Origin of the sequence: Pseudomonas synxantha BG33R (assembly GCF_000263715.2) — a bacterium.
In the GTDB taxonomy this organism is placed as follows: domain Bacteria; phylum Pseudomonadota; class Gammaproteobacteria; order Pseudomonadales; family Pseudomonadaceae; genus Aquipseudomonas; species Aquipseudomonas synxantha_A.
In genome coordinates this window covers 416417-439220 of the sequence record NZ_CM001514.1, presented here as the reverse complement: position 1 = coordinate 439220, position 22804 = coordinate 416417, and the positions used below count along the sequence as shown (strand labels likewise).

At 59.5% G+C, this 22804-nt stretch carries 19 protein-coding genes; 7 read left to right on the top strand and 12 right to left on the bottom strand.

Annotated features, from left to right (window positions below; all coding sequences use genetic code 11):
- Positions 1-62 precede the first annotated feature (62 nt).
- The 4 genes from PSEBG33_RS24945 to hutC all read right to left on the bottom strand — a co-directional run bounded on the left by PSEBG33_RS24945 (position 63) and on the right by hutC (position 4931).
- Positions 63-1508 (bottom strand): purine-cytosine permease family protein, encoded by a 1446-nt coding sequence (locus PSEBG33_RS24945; RefSeq protein WP_005783955.1) that lies wholly within the window; start codon positions 1506-1508, stop codon positions 63-65.
- Positions 1509-1586: 78 nt separating this feature from the next.
- A complete protein-coding gene (gene hutU, locus PSEBG33_RS24950; protein WP_005783954.1) occupies positions 1587-3257 on the bottom strand; it encodes a urocanate hydratase in 1671 nt (556 codons plus the stop codon).
- 406 nt (positions 3258-3663) lie between these two features.
- Complete coding sequence (locus tag PSEBG33_RS24955; protein ID WP_005783953.1) at positions 3664-4224, bottom strand: HutD family protein; 561 nt, start codon at positions 4222-4224, stop codon at positions 3664-3666.
- Positions 4221-4931 (bottom strand): histidine utilization repressor, encoded by a 711-nt coding sequence (gene hutC / locus PSEBG33_RS24960; RefSeq protein WP_171905445.1) that lies wholly within the window; start codon positions 4929-4931, stop codon positions 4221-4223. The genes PSEBG33_RS24955 and hutC overlap by 4 nt, the downstream gene beginning before the upstream one ends.
- 147 nt (positions 4932-5078) lie before the next feature.
- Here hutC and PSEBG33_RS24965 point away from each other — a divergent pair, with 147 nt between their 5' ends.
- Positions 5079-6443, top strand: a complete 1365-nt coding sequence (locus PSEBG33_RS24965; RefSeq protein ID WP_005783951.1) for a formimidoylglutamate deiminase — start codon at positions 5079-5081, stop codon at positions 6441-6443.
- Between the two features lie 126 nt (positions 6444-6569).
- Here the strand turns inward: PSEBG33_RS24965 and PSEBG33_RS24970 are convergent, their stop codons facing one another.
- The 4 genes from PSEBG33_RS24970 to PSEBG33_RS24985 all read right to left on the bottom strand — a co-directional run bounded on the left by PSEBG33_RS24970 (position 6570) and on the right by PSEBG33_RS24985 (position 11244).
- Positions 6570-7139 (bottom strand): lipocalin family protein, encoded by a 570-nt coding sequence (locus tag PSEBG33_RS24970; RefSeq protein WP_005783950.1) that lies wholly within the window; start codon positions 7137-7139, stop codon positions 6570-6572.
- A gap of 30 nt (positions 7140-7169) precedes the next feature.
- A complete protein-coding gene (locus PSEBG33_RS24975) occupies positions 7170-7424 on the bottom strand; it encodes a hypothetical protein (RefSeq protein WP_005783949.1) in 255 nt (84 codons plus the stop codon).
- Between the two features lie 176 nt (positions 7425-7600).
- On the bottom strand, positions 7601-8611 hold the full coding sequence (locus tag PSEBG33_RS24980) for a class 1 fructose-bisphosphatase (RefSeq protein ID WP_005783948.1): 1011 nt from the start codon (positions 8609-8611) through the stop codon (positions 7601-7603).
- Positions 8612-8793: 182 nt separating this feature from the next.
- A complete protein-coding gene (locus tag PSEBG33_RS24985) occupies positions 8794-11244 on the bottom strand; it encodes a glycogen/starch/alpha-glucan phosphorylase (protein ID WP_005783947.1) in 2451 nt (816 codons plus the stop codon).
- A 237-nt stretch (positions 11245-11481) separates the two neighbouring features.
- Between PSEBG33_RS24985 and PSEBG33_RS24990 the strand changes: the two genes are divergently transcribed.
- Positions 11482-11916, top strand: a complete 435-nt coding sequence (locus PSEBG33_RS24990; protein WP_003187815.1) for a YkgJ family cysteine cluster protein — start codon at positions 11482-11484, stop codon at positions 11914-11916.
- A gap of 193 nt (positions 11917-12109) precedes the next feature.
- Here the strand turns inward: PSEBG33_RS24990 and typA are convergent, their stop codons facing one another.
- Both typA and thiI read right to left on the bottom strand, forming a co-directional pair.
- Complete coding sequence (gene typA, locus PSEBG33_RS24995) at positions 12110-13930, bottom strand: translational GTPase TypA (RefSeq protein WP_005783945.1); 1821 nt, start codon at positions 13928-13930, stop codon at positions 12110-12112.
- A gap of 139 nt (positions 13931-14069) precedes the next feature.
- On the bottom strand, positions 14070-15524 hold the full coding sequence (gene thiI / locus PSEBG33_RS25000; RefSeq protein ID WP_005783943.1) for a tRNA uracil 4-sulfurtransferase ThiI: 1455 nt from the start codon (positions 15522-15524) through the stop codon (positions 14070-14072).
- Between the two features lie 334 nt (positions 15525-15858).
- Here thiI and glnA point away from each other — a divergent pair, with 334 nt between their 5' ends.
- From glnA to ntrC, 4 genes are all read left to right on the top strand, one after another.
- A complete protein-coding gene (gene glnA, locus PSEBG33_RS25005; protein ID WP_005783941.1) occupies positions 15859-17265 on the top strand; it encodes a type I glutamate--ammonia ligase in 1407 nt (468 codons plus the stop codon).
- A gap of 207 nt (positions 17266-17472) precedes the next feature.
- Complete coding sequence (locus tag PSEBG33_RS25010; RefSeq protein WP_005783939.1) at positions 17473-18009, top strand: chorismate mutase; 537 nt, start codon at positions 17473-17475, stop codon at positions 18007-18009.
- 320 nt (positions 18010-18329) lie between these two features.
- A complete protein-coding gene (gene glnL, locus PSEBG33_RS25015) occupies positions 18330-19415 on the top strand; it encodes a nitrogen regulation protein NR(II) (protein ID WP_005783937.1) in 1086 nt (361 codons plus the stop codon).
- Complete coding sequence (gene ntrC, locus PSEBG33_RS25020; RefSeq protein WP_003187806.1) at positions 19412-20848, top strand: nitrogen regulation protein NR(I); 1437 nt, start codon at positions 19412-19414, stop codon at positions 20846-20848. The genes glnL and ntrC overlap by 4 nt, the downstream gene beginning before the upstream one ends.
- Before the next feature lie 448 nt (positions 20849-21296).
- Here the strand turns inward: ntrC and PSEBG33_RS25025 are convergent, their stop codons facing one another.
- Positions 21297-21737, bottom strand: coding sequence for a hypothetical protein (locus PSEBG33_RS25025; RefSeq protein ID WP_005783934.1), 441 nt, complete (start codon positions 21735-21737; stop codon positions 21297-21299).
- Here PSEBG33_RS25025 and PSEBG33_RS25030 point away from each other — a divergent pair.
- Positions 21736-22191, top strand: coding sequence for a tRNA (cytidine(34)-2'-O)-methyltransferase (locus PSEBG33_RS25030; RefSeq protein WP_003171120.1), 456 nt, complete (start codon positions 21736-21738; stop codon positions 22189-22191). The two genes, PSEBG33_RS25025 and PSEBG33_RS25030, sit on opposite strands and share 2 nt — an antisense overlap.
- 120 nt (positions 22192-22311) lie before the next feature.
- Here the strand turns inward: PSEBG33_RS25030 and secB are convergent, their stop codons facing one another.
- Entirely contained in the window at positions 22312-22791 is a 480-nt protein-coding gene (gene secB, locus PSEBG33_RS25035; RefSeq protein ID WP_005783933.1) for a protein-export chaperone SecB, read from the bottom strand.
- Positions 22792-22804: the final 13 nt, after the last annotated feature.

The following is a 22804-nucleotide window of genomic DNA, read 5'->3' as shown; positions in this document are numbered from 1 at the left end:
ACGCTCCCAATCATGAAATGGATTACGGCAGTCAGTAGGCGTCCTGCCCTGTCCACGTCCCATCAGGCTTGTGCAGCCAGCCCGTTTGTTGTGGGTAAAGCGCCCTGCTCTGTCGGCAGGATCAGGTGATCGGGTACCGTGCCGTGCCATTTTTTCGCACACACGTAATACAGGGCCGCCGGCAGTACCAGGCCGATGATCCAGGAAATGTCCACGTTACCCAGCGCGGCTACCAAAGGGCCGGTGTAGAACTTGGTCGAGATGAACGGCAACTGCACCAGCACGCCGAAGACATAGACACTGATACCCAAAAGGTTCCAGCGGCCATAGCGACCGTTCGGGTCGGCCAGTGCCGGCACGTCATAGCGCTCGCGGGTGATGCAGTAGTAATCCACCAGGTTGATCGCGCTCCAGGGCGTGAAAAACGCCAGCAGGAACAGGATGAACGACTTGAACGCACCGAGGAACGAGTGCTGGCCGAGCAAGGCGATCAGGGTTGCCGTACCGACGATGGCGAGCACGAACACCAGGCGCTGCATACGCGTGACCTCCAGGCGACCACGAAAGCCGCTGATGATGGTGGCAATGCACATAAAGCTGCCGTAGGAGTTGAGCGTGGAAATGGTGACCTTGCCGAACGCGATGCTGAAGTACAGCAATGCAGCAGTGGCCCCCGTGCCGCTCAAGCCAACGATGTAGGCCACTTCATGCCCGGCAAATTGGCCATTGGACATGGCCGCGGCGAACACGCCGAGCACCATTGCCACCTGCGCGCCGATGACCGAACCCGCGCCAGCGGCGAGAAAGGTTTTCACCGACGACGTGTTGCTCGGCAGGTAACGCGAATAGTCCGCCACATAGGGGCCGAAAGCGATCTGCCAGGAGGCCGCAAGCGACACGGCCAACAGAAAACTGCTCCAGCTGAAGTGGCGAATTTGCAGGAGCGCGCCAACGTCGGTCTGGCTCATCAGGCGACTGAACAGGTACACAAAGGCAATCACGCCAATGACGCTGGCGACACGGCCGATGAAATGGATCACCCGATAACCCAGCACGGTGACCAGCACAATGACACTGGCGAAAATCAGGATACCGACGCTGTCGCTGACCCCGAACAACTGGCCCAGCGCCTGCCCCGACAGCACGGTGCCGGTCGCGGTGAAACCCAGGTACATCAAGCACACCAGCACGATCGGGATGGCCGCGCCATACACGCCGAACTGCACACGGCTGGAGATCATCTGCGGCAAACCAAGCTTGGGGCCTTGCGCCGCATGCAGCGCCATGACCCCGCCACCGATTAGTTGACCGACCAGCAGGCCGATCAACGACCAGAACACATCACCACCCAGCACCACGGCCAGGGCCCCGGTGACAATCGCGGTGATCTGCAGGTTGGCACCCATCCATAGGGTGAACTGGCTCAATAGACGACCGTGTCTTTCCGCTTCCGGGATGTAGTCGATCGAACGCCTTTCGATCAACGGGGTGGTGTCGTTTGCAGCCATGTTGTTCAACCTCTGATGGATTGTCTTGGGGTTGCCGCCGATCCAATGTGGGAGGGGGCTTGCCCCCTCCCACATGGGTCACTTGATCATCGGCAGGTTGAGGCCCTGCTCTTTGGCGCAATCGATAGCAATCTGATAACCGGCATCGGCATGACGCATCACCCCGGTCGCCGGGTCGTTATGCAGCACCCGCGCAATCCGCTCGGCCGCTTCATCGGTACCGTCGCAGACGATCACCATGCCTGAATGCTGAGAGAAGCCCATGCCCACACCGCCACCGTGGTGCAGCGAGACCCAGGTCGCGCCGCTCGCGGTATTAAGCAAGGCATTGAGCAATGGCCAGTCGGACACGGCGTCGGAACCATCCTGCATGGCTTCGGTTTCGCGGTTAGGGCTGGCGACAGAGCCCGAGTCCAGGTGGTCACGACCGATCACCACAGGGGCGGACAGCTCGCCGCTGCGTACCATTTCGTTGAAGGCCAGGCCGAGTTTGGCGCGCTGGCCCAGGCCGACCCAGCAGATACGTGCCGGCAGGCCCTGGAAGCTGATGCGCTCGCGGGCCATGTCCAGCCAGTTGTGCAGGTGGGCGTCGTCCGGGATCAGCTCTTTGACTTTGGCGTCGGTCTTGTAGATGTCTTGCGGGTCGCCAGACAGCGCCGCCCAGCGGAACGGGCCGATGCCACGGCAGAACAGCGGGCGGATGTAGGCCGGTACGAAACCCGGGAAGTCGAAGGCATTTTCCACGCCCTCTTCCTGGGCCATCTGGCGGATGTTGTTGCCGTAGTCAAAGGTCGGGATGCCCTGCTTCTGGAATTCCAGCATGGCTTTGACGTGCACAGCCATCGACTGCTTGGCCGCCTTGATCACGGCAGCCGGCTCGGTTTTGGCGCGGGCGCGGTATTCGTCCCAGGTCCAGCCGGCCGGCAGGTAGCCGTTGAGCGGGTCGTGGGCGCTGGTCTGGTCGGTGACCATATCCGGGCGCACGCCACGCTTGACCAGCTCTGGCAGAATTTCGGCGGCGTTGCCCAGCAGGGCGATGGAAATGGCCTTGCCTTCCTTGGTGTACTTGGCGATGCGCGCCAGGGCGTCATCGAGGTCGGTGGCTTGTTCGTCGACATAGCGGCTGGCCAGACGGAAGTCGATGCTGACCTGTTGGCACTCGATATTCAGCGAGCAGGCGCCGGCCAGGGTCGCGGCCAACGGTTGCGCGCCGCCCATGCCGCCGAGACCAGCAGTGAGGACCCAACGGCCCTGAAGATTTGAATCGTAGTGCTGACGGCCAGCTTCGACGAAGGTTTCATAGGTGCCCTGGACGATGCCTTGGCTACCGATGTAGATCCAGCTGCCGGCGGTCATCTGGCCGTACATGGCCAGGCCCTTGGCATCCAGTTCGTTGAAGTGCTCCCAACTGGCCCAGTGCGGTACCAGGTTGGAGTTGGCGATCAGTACGCGCGGGGCGTTGCTGTGGGTCTTGAACACGCCGACCGGCTTGCCGGACTGCACCAGCAGGGTTTCGTCGTCATTCAGGTTGGTGAGGCTCTCGACGATCTGGTCGTAACATTCCCAGTTACGCGCCGCACGGCCAATACCGCCGTAAACCACGAGTTCCTTGGGGTTCTCGGCCACTTGTGGGTCGAGGTTGTTCATCAACATGCGCAGCGGCGCTTCGGTCAGCCAGCTTTTGGCGGTGAGCTTGTTACCGCGGGCGGCGCGGATTTCGACGTCACGGTATTTTGTAGACTTGGTCACTGCTAGGACTCCTCGGCGATCGATGCGCGAACATGGATGGTGCGAAGAAAGCTCTTACGCACACATCTTTACTTGTATGTACAAGCATATGCAATCGAGCGGCCAACTTTCTGGGTGAGCCCTGCAGATTTTTTTCGAAGATGAGCAAAAGCCTTGAAAATAAAGGCCTGGAAGCTTGATGAAATTTCTTACAGAGATGTTTTGCGGACAGGAGGATGGGGCACGTCGGCGCAGCTTTGCGTCACGCTGGGGCATTCGGTAACAAATTGGTGCGCGGGCTGGAAACAGATTTTGCGAACAATGCAAAAACAAATGTGGGAGCTGGCTTGCCTGCGATAGCAGTGTGTCAGTCAGCACATCCTAGGCTGATACACCGCTATCGCAGGCAAGCCAGCTCCCACAGTTTTTAACCGAGTGCGGTCAGTTCGATCAGGCAGCAGCGGCCTGTGACCGATATTTCCAGCAAGCCAGTGTTACCGTCCACTTGCAGGCAATCGTGATGGCCGAGCTTCTCGCCCAGCACCTTCACTTCATCCGCCACGCTGAACACCAACACCGTCTGGGCCGTGCTGAAAAACTGCTGCACACCATCCACCCACTGCAAGCGCGCCTGGTAACGCTCGGGCGAGTAGATCAGGTTGAAGTCGCGGATCGGCCCGGTGATCAAGCGACAGGAAACCTGGCTTTCACCCTGGAACGCGAACGGCTGCAACGGTAACAAGCCGCGCTGTTCCTCGCCGTCCACGGTCAACACCATGCCCGCGCCCTTGATCACCGTGATCACGCGCTGGTAACCGGCGAAGGTGGAAAAACCACCCGACTCGGCGATATCGGCAATCGACAAACGCCAGCCAAATCCATCCAGGCCCGTGCCGGCGTCGCGGCTGATTTCTTCGGTGCTGCCACCACCGTTTTTCCACGGCATGCGCACGTAGTCGGCGGCGCGCCAGACCTTCACTGTACTCATTTGCTGAAACGTCCTTCCAGGCTGTGACGGGAACCGGGGTGGATCAATCGCGCAGCGGTAACCGGCTGGCGACCCGACCAGGTGCGACGGCGAATCAACAGGCACGGCTCACTCGGCTCGATCTGCAACAGCTTGCACTCGGCTGCGTCGGCAAGGATCGCTTCGACCACATGCTCACCCTCGGTCAACGGCGCGACCTGGTTCAGATAGGCATAGGGGGTTTGCTGGGTGAAGTCCTGCTGCAAATATTGCGGCGCAACCAGGGCGTTGACGAAACGATCTTCGATTTGCACGGGAATATCGTTCTCGTAATGCACGATCAACGAGTGGAACACTCGCCCACCTTCACGCATTTCCAGGGCGACGGCGCGTTCGGAACCCGCGGCCTCTTCGCCCAGGGTGATGACCTGGCACGTGTGCCGATGCCCGCGGGAAGCGATTTCATCGGCAATGTTGTGCACTTCAAACAGCGCCGACTGGCTCTTCGGCTCGGCCACGAACGTACCCACGCCTTGCATGCGCACCAGCAGCCCTTCGGCGGTGAGCTCGCGCAGGGCGCGGTTAATGGTCATGCGGCTGAAACCCAGCTGGCTGACCAGTTCGCTTTCCGACGGCACGCGGTAATGGGGCGGCCAGTTGCCGTTGAGGATCTGCTGGCTGATCATCTGTTTGACGCGGGCATACAAGGGCGCCGGACTTTCGTCCATGTGGGCAGCCAGCGAAGACTTGGCAGGCGGAGTCGGCACGAGGAATCCTTGCAGGGGAAAAAGATGCATAGATTGCCGGAGTTTACCGAGCAGGCAAACGTCTGTATATGTATATACAAATAAACACACGACCGGGGTGCCTTGATCATGTCCGCTTTCTTTGCCGAACGCGCGCTGCTGCCTAATGGATGGGCCAACGATGTACGTCTTGAAGTCAGCGCTGATGGCCTGCTGACAAAGGTTGCGGCCAATGCCAGCGCAGACGGCGCCGAACGGCTCGGCGGCCCAGTATTGGCGGGTATGCCGAACCTGCACTCCCATGCGTTCCAACGTGCCATGGCGGGGTTGGCCGAAGTGGCCGGCAACCCCAATGACAGCTTCTGGACCTGGCGCGATTTGATGTACCGCATGGTCGGCAAGATCAACCCCGAGCAGTTACAGGTCATCGCCCGCCAGCTGTATATCGAAATGCTCAAGGCTGGGTACACCTCGGTGGCCGAGTTTCATTATGTGCATCACGATACCAATGGCCAGCCTTATGCCGACCGTACGGAACTGTCACGCCAGATCAGCCTGGCAGCCGCCAGCAGCGGGATCGGCCTGACCTTGCTGCCGGTGCTCTATACCCACGCAGGTTTCGGTGGCCAGGCGCCGAATGAAGGGCAGCGCCGGTTTATCAACAGCACCGAGCACTACCTGGACCTGCAAGCGCGTTTGCAGCCGATCCTGGCGGCACAACCTGCGCAGCAACTGGGCCTGTGTTTTCACTCCCTGCGTGCGGTCACCCCCGAACAGATCCAGCAAGTGCTGGCGGCCAGTGACAAGACCTGCCCGGTGCATATCCATATCGCCGAGCAGCAAAAAGAAGTCGACGATTGCTTGGCCTGGAGCGGCAAACGCCCGCTGCAATGGCTGTATGACAACGTTGAAGTGGACGAGCGCTGGTGCCTGGTGCACGCCACCCATGCCGATGCTGACGAAGTGACGCGCATGGCCAACAGCCGAGCCATTGCCGGTTTGTGCCTGACCACCGAAGCCAACCTGGGCGATGGGATTTTCCCGGCGGTGGATTTCCTTGCCCAGGGCGGACGCATGGGTATCGGCTCCGACAGCCATGTTTCACTGAGCGTGGTGGAGGAATTACGTTGGCTGGAATACGGCCAGCGTCTTCGCGATCAACGGCGTAATCGCCTGTATCGCAGTGATCAGCCAATGGTTGGCCGCACGCTGTTCGATGCTGCGCTGGACGGTGGCGCACAGGCGCTTGGCCAGCCGATTGGACGCCTGGAAGTCGGTAAGCGGGCGGATTGGATCGTGCTGGACGGCAACGATCCGTACCTGGCGACCGCCAGTGAGGATGGGATTCTCAATCGCTGGCTGTTTGCAGGTGGCGATCGCCAAGTGCGCGATGTGCTGGTCAATGGCAAGTGGGTGGTGCGGGAGGGGCATCATGCCGGCGAAGAAGACAGCAACCGGGCATTCACCCAGGTCTTGAAAGACTTGCTGGACTAACGGCCAACCCATAACAAATGTGGGAGCTGGCTTGCCTGCGATACAGACACCTCGGTGCATCAGTTACACCGGGTTGATGCTATCGCAGGCAAGCCAGCTCCCACATTTGATTGGGGGTGCTGCGAATTATTGGGACGTCTTCGCCATCTGCTTGTCCGACGTACGCCAGATCAACCGCGTAGTGTCATACCCCTGCTGTCGCGCCCTGCTCAACAGGTCTTCACGCGTCTCGGCACTCACCGTCGGCGTGCGCGACAGGATCCACATATAGCGCCGGCTCGGGCTGCCGACGATGGCGGTCTTGTAGTCATCGCTGACATACAGCACCCAGTAATCGCCCTTGGCAACGCCCGGCAACAGTGACGTAAACCAGTTATTGAATTCCACCCAGAGCTTGTCGGTTTTACCAGGCACCTGCGGCGTGGCTGTGCCTTTGGCTTCTTGCCACTTCCATTCAGGCGTCAGGCAGCGGTTGAACACCGACATGTCGCCATCCGGCAGCAAGGTGTAACGCGCCTCGGACTGCGCGCAGTTGCGCTGGAAGTACATCGGCAATCGGGCCAACTCATACCAGGTGCCCTGGTAACGCTTGAGGTTGACGTTGGTTGCCGTCTTGGGTTGCAGATCATCGCCAGAATGGCTGGCGCAGCCCGCCAAAAACAGGCTGGCGCAAAGGAACAAAACAAAACGCATCATTCTTCTTCTCCCGCAGGCTCGCGCCCCGGTTTACTTCAGGCCTTGCCCGGAAAACATCAGAACTTTGTCACCGGCGTACTGCACGCTGATAAAGCTGTTTTTATCGCCCCAGGTGCAGCTGGACATGCCCAGCGCACCGGAACAATCGGTCGGCTTACCCAGCAACGACTCCACCTCGGCCTTGGCCATGCCAGCCGACAGTTTCTGGTAGTTTTCTTGAGTGACCTTGCTGCAAGCGGCTAACAGCACGCAAAAAGTCAGCAGGGCGAGACGGCGTAAAGACATGGAAAAGCTCCTGGAGAGACAAAGCAGCTGGGGTATCTGCCAGAAGCTTAGAAGGGAAAAGGGGTGTCTGGTTCCCGACGAGCGAAAACAAAAAAGCCCCGAAAACGCTGAAACGTTTCGGGGCTTCTTCAAGGGTGAACGGCCTCACAACACAGTGGATAACTTATCGCCGTGTATTACTTCTTGTGGTAGCTGGTCACACGCTCAACTTCTTCCTTGGACCCCAGGAACACCGCCACACGCTGGTGCAAACCTTCAGGCTGGATATCGAGGATGCGCTGGTGGCCATCGGTGGACGCACCACCTGCCTGCTCAACCAGGAACGACATCGGGTTGGCTTCGTACATCAGGCGCAGTTTGCCCGGCTTGGACGGCTCGCGGCCGTCGCGTGGGTACATGAACAAGCCACCACGGGTCAGGATGCGGTGCACATCGGCAACCATCGCAGCGACCCAGCGCATGTTGAAGTTCTTTTTCAACGGGCCTTCTTCGCCTTCCATCAACTCGTTGACGTAGCGTTTCACCGGTTCTTCCCAGTGACGCTGGTTAGACATGTTGATGGCAAATTCCTGGGTAGAAGCAGGAATCGAAATGTCTTCGTGGGTCAGCACGAAGCTGCCCATTTCGCGGTCCAGGGTGAAGCCTTTGACGCCATCGCCCAGGGTCAGCACCAGCATGGTCTGTGGACCGTAGATGGCATAACCGGCAGCGACCTGCTCGGTGCCCGGCTGCAGGAAGGCCTTTTCGTTCAGGGCTTCGTTCTGGCTCAGGTATTCATTCGGGCAACGCAGTACCGAGAAGATGGTGCCGACCGGTGCGTTGATGTCGATGTTGGACGAACCGTCCAGTGGGTCGAATACCAGCAGGTAAGCGCCTTTCGGGTACTTTCCAGGGATCTGGTAGGCATTGTCCATTTCTTCGGACGCCATGCCGGCCAGGTGACCGCCCCACTCGTTGGCTTCAAGCAGGATTTCGTTGGAGAGTACGTCGAGCTTCTTCTGCACTTCGCCTTGGACGTTTTCAGTGCCCATGCTGCCCAGGACACCGCCCAGTGCGCCTTTGGAAACGGCGTGGCTGATTTCCTTGCAAGCACGCGCCACCACTTCGATAAGGAAGCGCAGATCGGCAGGCGTGTTGTTGCTGCGGGTCTGCTCGATCAAATAGCGACTCAGGGTAACGCGGGACATGGAAGGCTCCGGAGAATGGGGGGCTGAAAACCCGCGCAGTTTAACGCGAGTCGAGGGTTATTTCCTCTAATCAGAGGATTTAACGCCAATAGAGTTCACGACCTGGCACCACGACCCTCTCCAACATCCCAGAACCCATGTAGGAAGGGGCTTGCCCCTCCCACATTTTTTAACCGCGATGGTTAGTCGAGGGCTTTCCAGATCTCGGTGGCGTACTCGCGGATGGTCCGGTCCGAGCTGAACCAGCCCATGCGCGCGGTATTGAGCACCGCCGAACGCCACCATTCCTTGGAATCGTGCCAGTGGGCTTCGACCCGCGCCTGGGCGTCCCAGTAAGAGTCAAAGTCGGCACACACCAGGAAACGGTCGTAGTCGATCAGCCCATCGATCAAGCCCACATAGCGCCCCGGATCATCCGGCGAGAACACCCCGCCACGGATCGCTTGCAACACGTCGTTCAAGCGATGGGACGCGGCGATGTCCGGCCCGGCGCTGAACTCACCGGCGTGCTTGCGGGCTTCCACCTGCTGGGCACTGAGGCCGAAGATAAACATGTGCTCGGCGCCGACCCGCTCGTGCATCTCCACGTTGGCGCCGTCCATGGTGCCGATGGTCAGCGCGCCGTTGAGGCCGAACTTCATGTTGCTGGTACCCGAGGCCTCGAAGCCGGCAGTGGAAATCTGCTCCGACAAGTCCGCCGCCGGAATGATGCTCTCCGCCAGGCTGACGTTGTAGTTGGGCAGGAACACCACTTTGAGCAAACCGCGCACGGTCGGGTCGTTGTTGACGGTGCGGGCGATGTCGTTGGTCAACTTGATGATCAGCTTGGCCTGGTGGTAGCTGGCTGCAGCCTTGCCGGCGAAGATTTTCACCCGCGGCACCCAGTCGGTGCCCGGCTCGGCGCGGATCGCCTGGTACAGCGCCACGGTGTGCAGCAGGTTGAGCAGTTGGCGCTTGTATTCGTGGATGCGCTTGACCTGCACATCGAACATTGCCGCCGGGTTGATCGCGATACCCAGGCGCTCATGAATGATCTGGGCCAGTGCTCGCTTGCTGTGCAGGCGCTGTTCAGCGAAAGACTTGCGGAAAGCCTGCTTCTCGGCGAACGGCTCCAATTCGATCAAACGCTGCTCGGGCTGGTCGAGAATATCCGGCCCCAGGGCTTCCACCAGCATATCGGTCAGCTTGGGGTTGGCCTGGTACAACCAGCGGCGGAAGGTGATGCCGTTGGTTTTGTTGTTGATGCGTTCGGGATACAGCTTGTGCAGCTCGGAGAACACCGTGCTGCGCATCAGCTGAGTATGCAGGCCCGATACACCGTTGACGCTATGGGAGCCGAGGAATGCCAGGTTGCCCATGCGCACGCGGCGGCCGTTGTCTTCTTCGATCAGCGAGACGGCGCGCAGTACGTCGAAGTCGTGGATGCCCTTGGCGCGCAACGAGTCGATGTGCTGGGCGTTGATCAGGTAGATGATCTGCATGTGCCGGGGCAACATGCGCTCCATCAGACCTACGGGCCAGGTTTCCAGCGCCTCGGGCAGCAGGGTGTGGTTGGTGTACGACAGGGTTTCGACGGTGACATCCCACGCGGCTTCCCACGGCACATCATGCAGGTCGACCAGTTGGCGCATCAGCTCGGCCACGGCGATGGACGGATGGGTGTCGTTGAGCTGGATCGCGGCGTGTTCGCCCAGGCTCAGTACCGAACCGTGCATGTTCTTGTGGCGGCGCAGCAAATCCTGCAAGGACGCCGAAACGAAGAAGTACTCCTGGCGCAGGCGCAGTTCCTGCCCCGCTTCGGTGCTGTCGGCCGGGTAAAGCACGCGAGAGATGCTTTCGGCACGGGCTACTTCGGCGACGGCGCCCAAGTGGTCACCGGCATTGAAGCGCTCCAGGTGCAAGTCTTCCACTGCCCGTGCACGCCAAAGGCGCAGGGTGTTGACGCTCGCGCCACGCCAGCCGACTACCGGGGTGTCATAGGCAACAGCCCTGACAGTTTCGTTGGGCGACCACACCTGGATCATCTTGCCGGAGGCGTCCGCCAGGGTTTCGACGCTGCCGCCAAAGCCGATCGGGTAAATCACTTCAGCGCGTTCGAACTCCCAAGGGTTACCAAAATCCAGCCAGCGTTCGGTCTGCTCCTGCTGCCAGCCATCAACGATGGCCTGGCGGAACAAGCCGTGCTCATAGCGAATGCCATAGCCATGGCCGGCAATCCCCAGGGTCGACATGCTTTCCATAAAGCACGCCGCCAGACGGCCCAGGCCACCATTGCCGAGAGCCGCGTCGGGCTCCAGCAGGCGGATGCGCTCCAGATCGACTCCCAACTCCGACAGCGCTTCACGGGCGATCTCCAACACGCCCAGATTGCTCAGGCTGTCGTACAACAGACGGCCAATGAGAAATTCCAGCGAGAGGTAATAAACGCGCTTCTGGCCTTTGCGATAAATACGCCGCGTGTGGTCCATCCAGTGATCGACCATCTGGTCGCGGGCGGCCAGGGCAATGGCTTCGAACCAGTCATGGTCAAAGGCGTGATCCGGGTCTTTGCCCACCGCGTAGGTGAGTTTGGTCAAGACAGCATCGCGGAATGCGGCTACCTCTGCTTCTCGTGCAAGCGGTTCCTGAGACATCGGTGCGACCTCGGGCGAGATTGAAGGAGTTGCTAGAGCCTAGTCGGTCTGACAGACGGTAGACGTGCTGGTTCGGCAGTTTTTTAACTCATTCACCATTGGCTGAATTTGATGCAGGGGTCGTGCCCGATCAGCCCGCGGCGAAGCCTTTGAGCTGAAACCTGCAAAATATTGTTCAAAAAACCACCAATCCCGGTATGATCCCGCGCCCGTATACCGCCCCACCCTGGAACCCTGATGAAGCCTCAACTGATCGCCGCCGCGGAACTCGACCGTCTAGAGACCTGGCAGAAATATTCCGCCCACATGTGCGGCGGCTGCGTGTCCAGCTGTTGCACCCTGCCGGTTGAGGTGAAGATCAAGGACCTGATCCGCATTGGCATCGTCGACGAGTTCGAGCGTGGCGACCCGCCGAAGAACATCGCCAAGCGTTTGCAGAAAGAAGGCATCGTCGAGCGCTACAACAACAAATCCGAGATTTTTACCCTACAGCGCATGAGCAACAACGACTGCCTGTATCTAGATCGTAAGACGCGCTTCTGCACTATTTATGACAAGCGCCCGGATACCTGCCGCAACCACCCGAAAATCGGGCCGCGGCCGGGGTACTGTGCCTACAAGCCCAAGGAAGTGGTGCGCGAGACCAACTTCAAGACTCTCGATAAATTCTGACTCGGGTTTTGTAGTGTTCTGAAGGGCCTCATCGGGGGCAAGCCCCCTCCCACACTTTGATTTGGGAACACATTCAACTGTGGGAGCTGGCTTGCCTGCGATGGGGCCAGTAAAGACAACACACAAACAGCAGGCACAAAAAAACGCCCCCGGCCTTTCGACCGGGGGCGTTTTTCATTCAGCCTGAGTTAACTCAGTTCTTGGCTTTCTTGGCAGCGCGGGTACGCTCGCCTTCGTCCAGGATCTTCTTACGCAGGCGGATCGACTTAGGCGTGACTTCGCACAGCTCGTCGTCCTGGATGAATTCCAGGGCCTGTTCCAGGGTGAAGCGAACAGGTGGAACCAGAGCGATGGTTTCGTCTTTGCCCGAAGCACGCATGTTGTCGAGCTTCTTGCCTTTGGTTGGGTTGACGCCCATGTCGTTGTCACGGCTGTTCAGACCAACGATCTGGCCGTTGTAGATCTCTTGACCGTGTTCAACGAACAGCTTGCCACGCGCCTGGAGGGTTTCCAGGGAGTAGGTCAGCGCCTTGCCGGTTTCTACCGATACCAGAACACCGTTCTGACGGCCGGACATGTCGCCGGACTTCATGGTGTCGTAGCGATCGAAGATCGAGGTCAGGATGCCAGCACCGTTGGTCAGGGTCAGGAACTGGTTACGGAAACCGATCAGACCGCGAGCAGGGATGTTGTATTCCAGACGTACACGGCCTTTGCCATCCGGCACCATGTTGGTCAGGTCGCCCTTACGCAGACCCATCTCTTCCATGACCTTGCCCTGGGATTCTTCAGGGGTGTCGATGGTGACGTTTTCGAACGGTTCCTGCTTCACGCCGTCAACAGTACGGATGATCACTTCCGGACGACCAACACCCATTTCGAAGCCTTCGCGACGCATGGTTTCGATCAGTACCGAGAGGTGCAGCTCACCACGGCCGGAGACCTTGAACTTGTCAGCCGAGTCGCCTTCTTCAACGCGCAGAGCAACGTTGTACAGCAGCTCCTTGTCCAGACGCTCCTTGATGTTACGGGAGGTCACGAACTTGCCTTCTTTACCGCAGAACGGCGAGTCGTTTACCTGGAAGGTCATGGAAACGGTTGGCTCGTCAACGGTCAGAGGCTTCATCGCCTCAACGTTGTCCGGCTGGCACAGGGTGTCGGAGATGAACAGCGAGTCCATGCCGCTTACGCATACGATGTCGCCAGCGAAAGCTTCTTCAACGTCGATACGGTGCAGACCGTGGTGACCCATCAGCTTCAGGATACGACCGTTACGCTTCTTGCCGTCGGCGCCGATAGCCACAACCGGGGTGTTCGGCTTGACGCTACCACGAGCGATACGGCCAACGCCGATAACACCCAGGAAGCTGTTGTAGTCCAGTGCCGAGATTTGCATCTGGAACGGGCCGTCACGGTCAACTTTCGGCGCGGGTACGTTGTCGACGATCGACTGGTACAGCGGGGTCATGTCTTCAGCCATGTCGGTGTGGTCAAGACCAGCAATACCGTTCAGGGCCGAGGCGTAGATGACCTGGAAGTCCAGCTGTTCTTCGGTAGCACCCAGGTTGTCGAACAGGTCGAAGATCTGGTCCAGAACCCAGTCCGGACGCGCGCCTGGACGGTCAACCTTGTTGATGCACACGATCGGACGCAGGCCGGCTTCGAAAGCCTTCTTGGTCACGAAACGAGTTTGCGGCATAGGGCCGTCTTGAGCGTCAACCAGCAGCAGAACGGAGTCAACCATCGACATTACGCGTTCTACTTCGCCGCCGAAGTCGGCGTGGCCCGGGGTATCCACGATGTTGATGTGGTAGCCGTTCCAGTTGATGGCGGTGTTTTTTGCCAGGATGGTAATACCGCGCTCTTTTTCCTGGTCGTTGGAGTCCATCACGCGCTCGTCGTTGAGCTCGTTGCGCTCCAGGGTGCCGGATTGACGCAGGAGTTTGTCTACCAGGGTGGTTTTACCATGGTCAACGTGAGCAATGATGGCGATGTTACGTAGATTTTCGATCACTTGTGTATCTCGATCAGAGGATTCGGTGTGCTGACAGGTCGTGGCAGCGATTAACAGTAGAGTCAGGCCTTGCCGTTACAGCTTGACGGCAGAGTCGGGGGGCCGGTGACGCAGGCCACAGGCAAACAGCCCCGGGCTCTTAGCTCGGTCGATAAACGCGCACATTGGCATGCCCCTCACTGAGCAAATGGTGGGCATGCAGGCGACTCATCACGCCTTTGTCGCAATACAACAGGTACTGACGGCTGTTATCCAGTTCCTTGAAACGCGCGTTCAGTGCGTAGAACGGCAGCGTTTGCACGTCGATGCCGGCGATTTCCAGCGGCTCATCCTCAGCGGCATCCGGGTGACGGATGTCGATGACGATCTGGCCGGCCAGGGCTTCGCTGACTTCTTCGATTTTTACATCCTGACCCAACTCGTCGATCACCCGATCGATTGGGACCAGCTTGGCGTTCTCGAGCGCACGCTCCAGAATCGCCATGTCGAATTCTTTCTCTTCATGCTCCACGCGGTGACGCTTGGCGTGGGTCTTTGGGTTCACCGAAATGACCCCGCAGTACTCGGGCATGTGCTTGGCAAAGTCGGCGGTGCCAATTTGCTCTGCCAGGTCGATGATGTCCTGCTTGTGGCTGGCGATCAGCGGGCGCAACACCAGCTTCTCGGTGACGCAGTCGATGATCGACAGGTTCGGCAGCGTCTGGCTGGACACCTGGGAAATCGCCTCGCCGGTCACCAGCGCGTCAATCTGCAATTGATCGGCGATTCGGGAAGCGGCGCGCAACATCATACGCTTCAATACCACGCCCATATGACTGTTATCGACTTTGCCGAGAATTTCGCCCAGCACTTCCTCGAACGGCACGCTTACAAATAGCACGCGCTGGGAGCTGCCGTACTTCTTCCAGATAAAGTGCGCAACTTCCATCACGCCCAATTCATGGGCACGCCCGCCCAGGTTAAAGAAGCAGAAGTGGCTCATCAGGCCGCGGCGCATGATCTGGTAGGCCGCCACCGTGGAATCGAAACCGCCGGACATCAATACCAGGGTCTGTTCCAGGGCGCCCAGCGGGTAGCCGCCGATGCTGTTGTGCTGGCTGTGGATCACAAACAACCGTTGGTCGCGAATTTCCATGCGCACTTCAATTTGCGGCGCTTTAAGGGAAATTCCAGCGGCGCCGCACTCGCGACGCAGCTTGCTGCCGACGTATTTCTCGACATCCATGGAGCTGAAGGTGTGCTTGCCGGCACGCTTGCAGCGCACCGAAAAAATCTTCCCTTCAAGCGCACTGCCGTAGTGCTGCTTGCACTTTTCGGTGATGTCATCGAAGTCGCCCAGCGGGTACTCATCCACCTGCAGGAAATGCGCGATGCCCGGCATGCAGCTCAGGCGCTCGGTCATGTCCTTCAAGGCTTTGGCGTCGGTAATGCGGGTTTCCAGCTCGAGGTTGTCCCACACGCCGTTCACCACCACAGCCGGGTCCAGGTCACGGAGCACGGCACGGATGTTCTTGGCCAACTGACGGATGAAACGCGTCCGTACCGGTCGGCTTTTGATGGTGATCTCGGGGAAGACTTTAACGATTAATTTCATGGAAACAGCGCGCGCCGGGCCTGCTGAAAAAGGGGGGCGCGGATTATAGCGGAAATCGCTCAAGGTTTAACCAGTTAATATGCATCGAACGTGCAACGCACCAAAACGGGTCATTTACACAAATAAACGCTACATTGCAGTGCGCTATTTCTCGCGCTTTGGCCTATTGCACCGCTATAGGGGCCATTTTGAGGCAAAAAGACCATGTTGGCGCACTGGCATGTAATTTGCTCTCTTGTGAGGCAGGTTGCCTTGGCGGAGTATCCGCGCCGGCATCACCCACATTCTAAGGGCTAACTCCACTACCCAAGCCCGAAGCCACCCGGAGGACACCATGTCGAAGTCGGTTCAACTCATCAAAGATCATGACGTTAAATGGATTGATCTGCGCTTCACGGACACAAAAGGCACTCAGCACCACGTGACCATGCCGGCTCGCGACGCGCTGGATGATGCTTTCTTCGAAGAAGGCAAAATGTTCGACGGTTCCTCCATCGCCGGCTGGAAAGGCATTGAAGCTTCCGACATGATCCTGATGCCGGACGACAGCACTGCCGTGCTGGACCCGTTCACCGAAGAGCCGACCCTGATCCTGGTCTGCGACGTGATCGAGCCGTCGACCATGCAAGGCTACGACCGCGACCCACGTGCGATCGCCAAGCGTGCCGAGGAATACCTGAAGTCCACCGGTATTGGTGACACTGTATTCGTGGGCCCGGAGCCAGAGTTCTTCATCTTCGACCAGGTTAAGTTCAAGTCCGACATCTCTGGCTCCATGTTCAAGATCTACTCCGAACAAGGTTCGTGGATGTCCGACCAGGACGTGGAAGGCGGCAACCATGGCCACCGTCCAGGCATCAAAGGCGGCTACTTCCCGGTTCCACCGTTCGACCACGACCACGAAATCCGTACCTCCATGTGCAACGCCATGGAAGACATGGGCCTGGTCATCGAAGTGCATCACCACGAAGTGGCGACTGCCGGCCAGAACGAAATCGGTGTGAAGTTCAACACCCTGGTGGCCAAGGCTGACGAAGTTCAGACCCTGAAGTACTGCGTACACAACACTGCCGTCGCTTACGGCCGTACCGCTACCTTCATGCCCAAGCCTCTGTACGGCGATAACGGTTCGGGTATGCACGTTCACCTGTCCATCGCCAAAGAAGGCAAGAACACCTTCGCAGGTGAAGGTTATGCCGGCCTGTCCGACACCGCCCTGTACTTCATCGGCGGCATCATCAAGCACGGTAAGGCCCTTAACGGCTTCACCAACCCGTCGACCAACTCCTACAAGCGTCTGGTCCCAGGTTTCGAAGCGCCGGTAATGCTGGCCTACTCGGCGCGTAACCGCTCTGCCTCGATCCGTATTCCTTACGTGTCCAGCCCGCGCGCTCGCCGTATCGAAGCTCGCTTCCCGGACCCGGCTGCCAACCCATACCTGGCCTTCGCTGCGCTGGTCATGGCCGGCCTGGACGGTATCCAGAACAAGATCCACCCTGGCGACGCCGCCGACAAGAACTTGTACGACCTGCCGCCTGAAGAGGCCAAAGAGATCCCACAAGTGTGCGGCAGCCTGAAAGAAGCCCTGGAAGAGCTGGATAAGGGCCGTGCGTTCCTGACCAAAGGCGGCGTGTTCAGCGACGACTTCATCGACGCTTACATCGCCCTGAAAAGCGAAGAAGAAATCAAGGTGCGCACCTTCGTACACCCACTGGAATACGAGCTGTACTACAGCTGCTGATCCGGTAGCGCGGCTTCTTAAGAGCGGCGTGACGAAAAAGACCTCCCCCGGGAGGTCTTTTTTTGCCTGGGCGTTACGCTACGCCAGCTCTGCAAACCCAATCAAAGTGTGGGAGCTGGCTTGCCTGCGATAGCGCACTACCGGCCACCTGCTGTATCACTGACATACCGCCATCGCGGGCAAGCCCGCTCCCACAGGAGATCACCTTTGAGGCATCGACTTGTATTTGCCCTGCTGTTCATCAGTGCCAGTGCGAGCGCTGCGCCGCCTACGCTCGAACCCCTGCTCAACAGCATCGCCGAACGCCTGGAGATTGCCGACCAGGTGGCCTTGAGCAAATGGGACAGCCACAAGCCCGTCGAAGACAAAAAACGCGAGCAGGAAGTGATCGCCAGCGTCGTCGCTCAGGCCCCGAGCTACAAGCTTGAGCCCGCCGCCGCCGAGCAGTTTTTCTCGGCGCAGATCGAGGCGAACAAACTGGTGCAATACACCCACCTGTCCGACTGGCAGTTCCAGGGCAAGGCCCCCGACGAGCCTCGCCCGGACCTGATCAAGCAGATTCGCCCGCAGCTGGATGAGCTGCAAAAACGCCTGCTGCAACAACTGGCCGACTTCACCCCACAGCGTGCCGACCCGCAGTGCCCCCAATGGCTGGCCACCGCCGTGCATGAGCCGCTGAATGATCCGCTGCGCCAACTGGCAATGATCCGCGCCACCGCCGAACTCTGCATCTACAAAGGCTAATGACTGCAAACCCGGTAAAAATGTGGGAGCAAGCCCCCTCCCACATTTGGGCTGCATGCACTCAGGGCCATCTCTGGCAGCTTCCTGAACAACCTTCACAAAATCGCACTATATTGGTGCGATAGGTTGCACCCTCACTCCAGCCACAGCCCATTTTGGTTCGAATCTTCCCGTTCAAGCTGGCAGAACGCCACAGTTTCGCGCCACAAACGCCTATTTCAGGGCTTTAACGCTTCTTTTCGGAGCCTTGGTTTGGTTTTTGCATTTTCCTTTTATCAGCGTGTGCCTCAAGCCTGCGCCTTGCTCCAAAAGAGGTCCCGATGACCATCAGTGATGCACTGCACCGTTTGTTACTCGACAACCTGACCACCGCGACCATCCTGCTCAATGCCGACCTGCGCCTTGAGTACATGAACCCGGCGGCGGAGATGCTCCTGGCCATCAGCGGCCAGCGCAGCCATGGGCAGTTCATCAGCGAGCTGTTCACGGAGTCGGCCGAAGCCTTGAGCTCGTTGCGCCAGGCCGTGGAGCAGGCACATCCGTTCACCAAGCGCGAAGCGATGCTCACCGCCCTCACCGGCCAGACACTAACGGTCGATTACGCGGTAACCCCCATTCTGAGCAATGGCGCCACGCTGCTATTGCTCGAAGTACACCCCCGCGACCGCCTGCTGCGCATCACCAAGGAAGAGGCGCAGCTGTCCAAGCAGGAAACCAGCAAGATGCTGGTGCGCGGCCTGGCTCACGAGATCAAGAACCCGCTCGGCGGGATTCGCGGCGCCGCGCAGCTGCTGGCCCGCGAGCTGCCCGAGGAGCATCTCAAGGACTACACCAACGTCATCATCGAAGAAGCCGACCGCCTGCGTAACCTGGTAGACCGGATGCTCGGCTCCAACAAGTTGCCGTCATTGGCGATGACCAACGTGCATGAGGTGCTGGAGCGCGTCTGCCAACTGGTCGAGGCCGAAAGCCAGGGCTGCATCACCCTGGTACGCGACTATGACCCGAGCATTCCCGACGTATTGATCGACCGCGAGCAAATGATCCAGGCGGTGCTCAATATCGTGCGCAACGCCATGCAGGCCATCAGCAGCCAGAACGAGCTGCGCCTGGGCCGCATCAGCCTGCGCACCCGCGCCCTGCGCCAGTTCACCATCGGCCATGTACGCCATCGCCTGGTGACCAAGGTCGAGATCATCGACAACGGCCCCGGCATTCCCGCCGAACTGCAGGAAACCATCTTCTTCCCCATGGTCAGTGGCCGCCCGGACGGTACCGGGCTGGGCCTGGCCATTACCCAGAACATCATCAGCCAGCACCAGGGCCTGATCGAATGTGAGAGCCATCCCGGCCACACCACGTTCTCGATCTTCCTGCCATTGGAACAAGGAGCCCCCACGACATGAGCCGTAGTGAAACTGTCTGGATCGTCGATGACGACCGTTCTATCCGTTGGGTCCTGGAAAAAGCCTTGCAACAGGAAGGCATGACCACCCAAAGCTTCGACAGCGCCGACGGGGTGATGAGCCGCCTGGCACGCCAGCAGCCGGACGTGATCATCTCCGACATTCGTATGCCCGGCGCAAGCGGCCTGGACTTGCTGGCGCGCATCCGCGAGCAGCACCCGCGCTTGCCGGTGATCATCATGACTGCGCACTCGGACCTGGACAGCGCTGTCGCGTCCTACCAGGGCGGCGCCTTTGAATACCTGCCCAAGCCATTCGACGTGGATGAGGCGGTGGCGCTGGTCAAGCGCGCCAACCAGCACGCCCAGGAACAACAGAACCAGGAAGCCCCGCCAACTCTGACCCGCACCCCGGAAATCATCGGTGAAGCGCCAGCGATGCAGGAAGTGTTTCGCGCCATCGGGCGCTTGAGCCACTCCAACATCACTGTGCTGATCAATGGCGAGTCGGGCACCGGTAAAGAGCTGGTGGCCCATGCCCTGCACCGTCACAGCCCGCGTGCGGCCTCGCCGTTTATCGCACTGAACATGGCGGCGATCCCCAAGGACCTGATGGAGTCCGAGCTGTTCGGCCATGAGAAAGGCGCGTTCACCGGCGCGGCCAACCTGCGTCGCGGGCGCTTTGAACAGGCCGACGGCGGCACGCTGTTTCTCGATGAGATCGGCGACATGCCGGCCGATACCCAGACCCGCTTGCTACGGGTGTTGGCGGACGGTGAGTTCTATCGTGTCGGCGGGCACACACCGGTCAAGGTTGATGTGCGCATCATTGCGGCCACCCACCAGAACCTCGAAACCCTGGTACACGCGGGCAAGTTCCGTGAGGACTTGTTCCACCGCCTCAATGTGATCCGCATCCATATCCCGCGCATGTCGGACCGCCGCGAAGACATTCCGACTCTCGCCCGCCACTTCCTCAGCCGCGCCGCCCTGGAGCTGGCGGTGGAGCCCAAGCTGCTCAAAAGCGAGACCGAGGAATACCTCAAGAACCTGCCGTGGCCCGGCAACGTGCGCCAGCTGGAGAACACCTGCCGCTGGATCACCGTAATGGCCTCCGGGCGTGAAGTGCATATCAGCGACCTGCCGCCTGAGCTGCTGAGCCTGCCGCAAGATTCGGCACCGGTAACCAACTGGGAACAAGCGCTGCGCCAATGGGCCGACCAGGCGTTGGCGCGCGGCCAGTCGAACCTGCTGGACAGCGCCGTGCCGGCATTCGAGCGGATCATGATTGAGACCGCGTTGAAGCATACAGCCGGCCGCCGTCGCGATGCGGCCGTGCTGCTGGGTTGGGGGCGCAATACCCTGACGCGCAAGATCAAGGAATTGGGGATGAAGGTAGATGGTGGGGATGATGATGAGGGTGATGAGGCCTGATCACACCTCCCAGATCCACTGAAAGTCTTATGTGGGAGGGGGCTTGCTCCCGATAGCAGTAGTTCAGTCACCACATCTGTGTCTGACCCACCGCTATCGGGAGCAAGCCCCCTCCCACATTTGGATCTCTGCAATTCCACGACTGTGCACCGCTTCAATGCACCATGAACCGGCATCGGGCACGGGCCGGATACGTGGAAGACCGTTATCGCGGAACAACTCTCGCAAGCTGAAACCACCAAAGCCCCGGATTACGGGGCTTTGCGCTTTTTGGAAAAATTTTATGGGTGAAATTGCAAACTCTGGCACGCGCCCTGCAATAACCCTCGTACAACCCAGTTTCGGGGACCTTGGTACAGGCAGGCCGAGAATCCCCTCTTTAACACCGAAGCCCTTGGCTTCACCCGTTTTGGGAGCCCTGGTACAGGCAGGCCGGGAACTCCCTCTTTTATTGCTCTTGGAGATGGACCTCCAGCCGCCAGCGGTCATCGACCTGCTCGCCTTTCCACTCCCCACGCAACGGTCGCGCCGCCACCAGGTTCAGCAGCAAACCACCATCGGTCTTGCGCACACGCCAGTTCACGTCCTTGTCATTGACCTTGAGCTGCCCGCTGGCCGCCTTGCCCTGGGCGTCAAACAGCAGCGCCACGGTGCCGTCGATATGCTCGCCGTGCAGCTTGGGTTCACGGTTGAACCACACCGCTACACCGTCGACAGCCGGCACCACCTCCAGTAACTGGGCTGGGTCTGGCGTGGTCAGGCGACCGATCATCAAACCCACCATCAAGCCGACAATCGCCAACGAGCCCAAAACCCTCGGCAATAGCTTCGGCCTCGGGTCTTCTTCAGGGGTAGAATGCAGCGCATCTTTGCCTTCGGAGCCGTGCATGTTTCACGTCATCCTTTTTCAACCAGAAATTCCGCCGAATACCGGCAACGTTATCAGGCTGTGCGCCAACAGTGGCTGCCACCTGCATTTGATCGAGCCGTTGGGCTTCGACATGGACGACAAGCGCCTGCGCCGCGCCGGGCTGGACTACCACGAGTACGCCACCCTCAAGCGTCACGCCGACCTGGCCAGTTGCCTGGAAAGCCTGGGCCATCCGCGCCTGTTCGCGTTCACCACCAAGGGTTCGCGCCCGTTTCACGATGCCAGCTTTGCCGAGGGCGATGCCTTCCTGTTCGGCCCGGAAAGCCGTGGCCTGCCGGCCGAGGTGCTCGACGCATTGCCCGATGGCCACCGCCTGCGTTTGCCGATGCGCGAGGGCTGCCGCAGCCTGAACCTGTCCAACACCGTCGCAGTGGCCGTCTACGAAGGCTGGCGCCAGCTTGGCTTTAAGTAACACCGCATAACAAATGTGGGAGGGGGCTTGCCCCCGATGGCGGCGTGTCAGTCAACATTTATGTGACTGGTCCACCGCTATCGGGAGCAAGCCCCCTCCCACATTTTTTACGGCGTCGACTTATTGAACCGTCGGCGCGCCTTCCTGTTGCATGCGCTGCAGCTCTTGGGCGTACAGGGCATCGAAGTTCACCGGAGCCAGCATCAACGCCGGGAACGAGCCACGGGTGACCAGGCTGTCCAGGGTCTCACGGGCATACGGGAACAGGATGTTCGGGCAGAACGCGCCCAGGGTGTGGCTCATGGACGCTTCGTCCAGGCCCTGGATCAGGAAGATGCCGGCCTGTTGCACTTCAGCGATGAAGGCCACTTCTTCGCCGTTCTTGACGGTCACCGACAGGGTCAGCACCACTTCGTGGAAGTCGCCTTCCAGGGCTTTCTGACGGGTGTTCAGGTCCAGCGCAACGCTTGGGGTCCATTCCTGACGGAAGATCGCCGGGCTTTTCGGTGCTTCGAACGACAGGTCACGCACGTAGATGCGCTGCAGCGAAAATTGTGGGCCTTGGTCTTGCGCTGCTTCGGTGTTCTGTTGATCAGTCATCGCAGATCCTTCT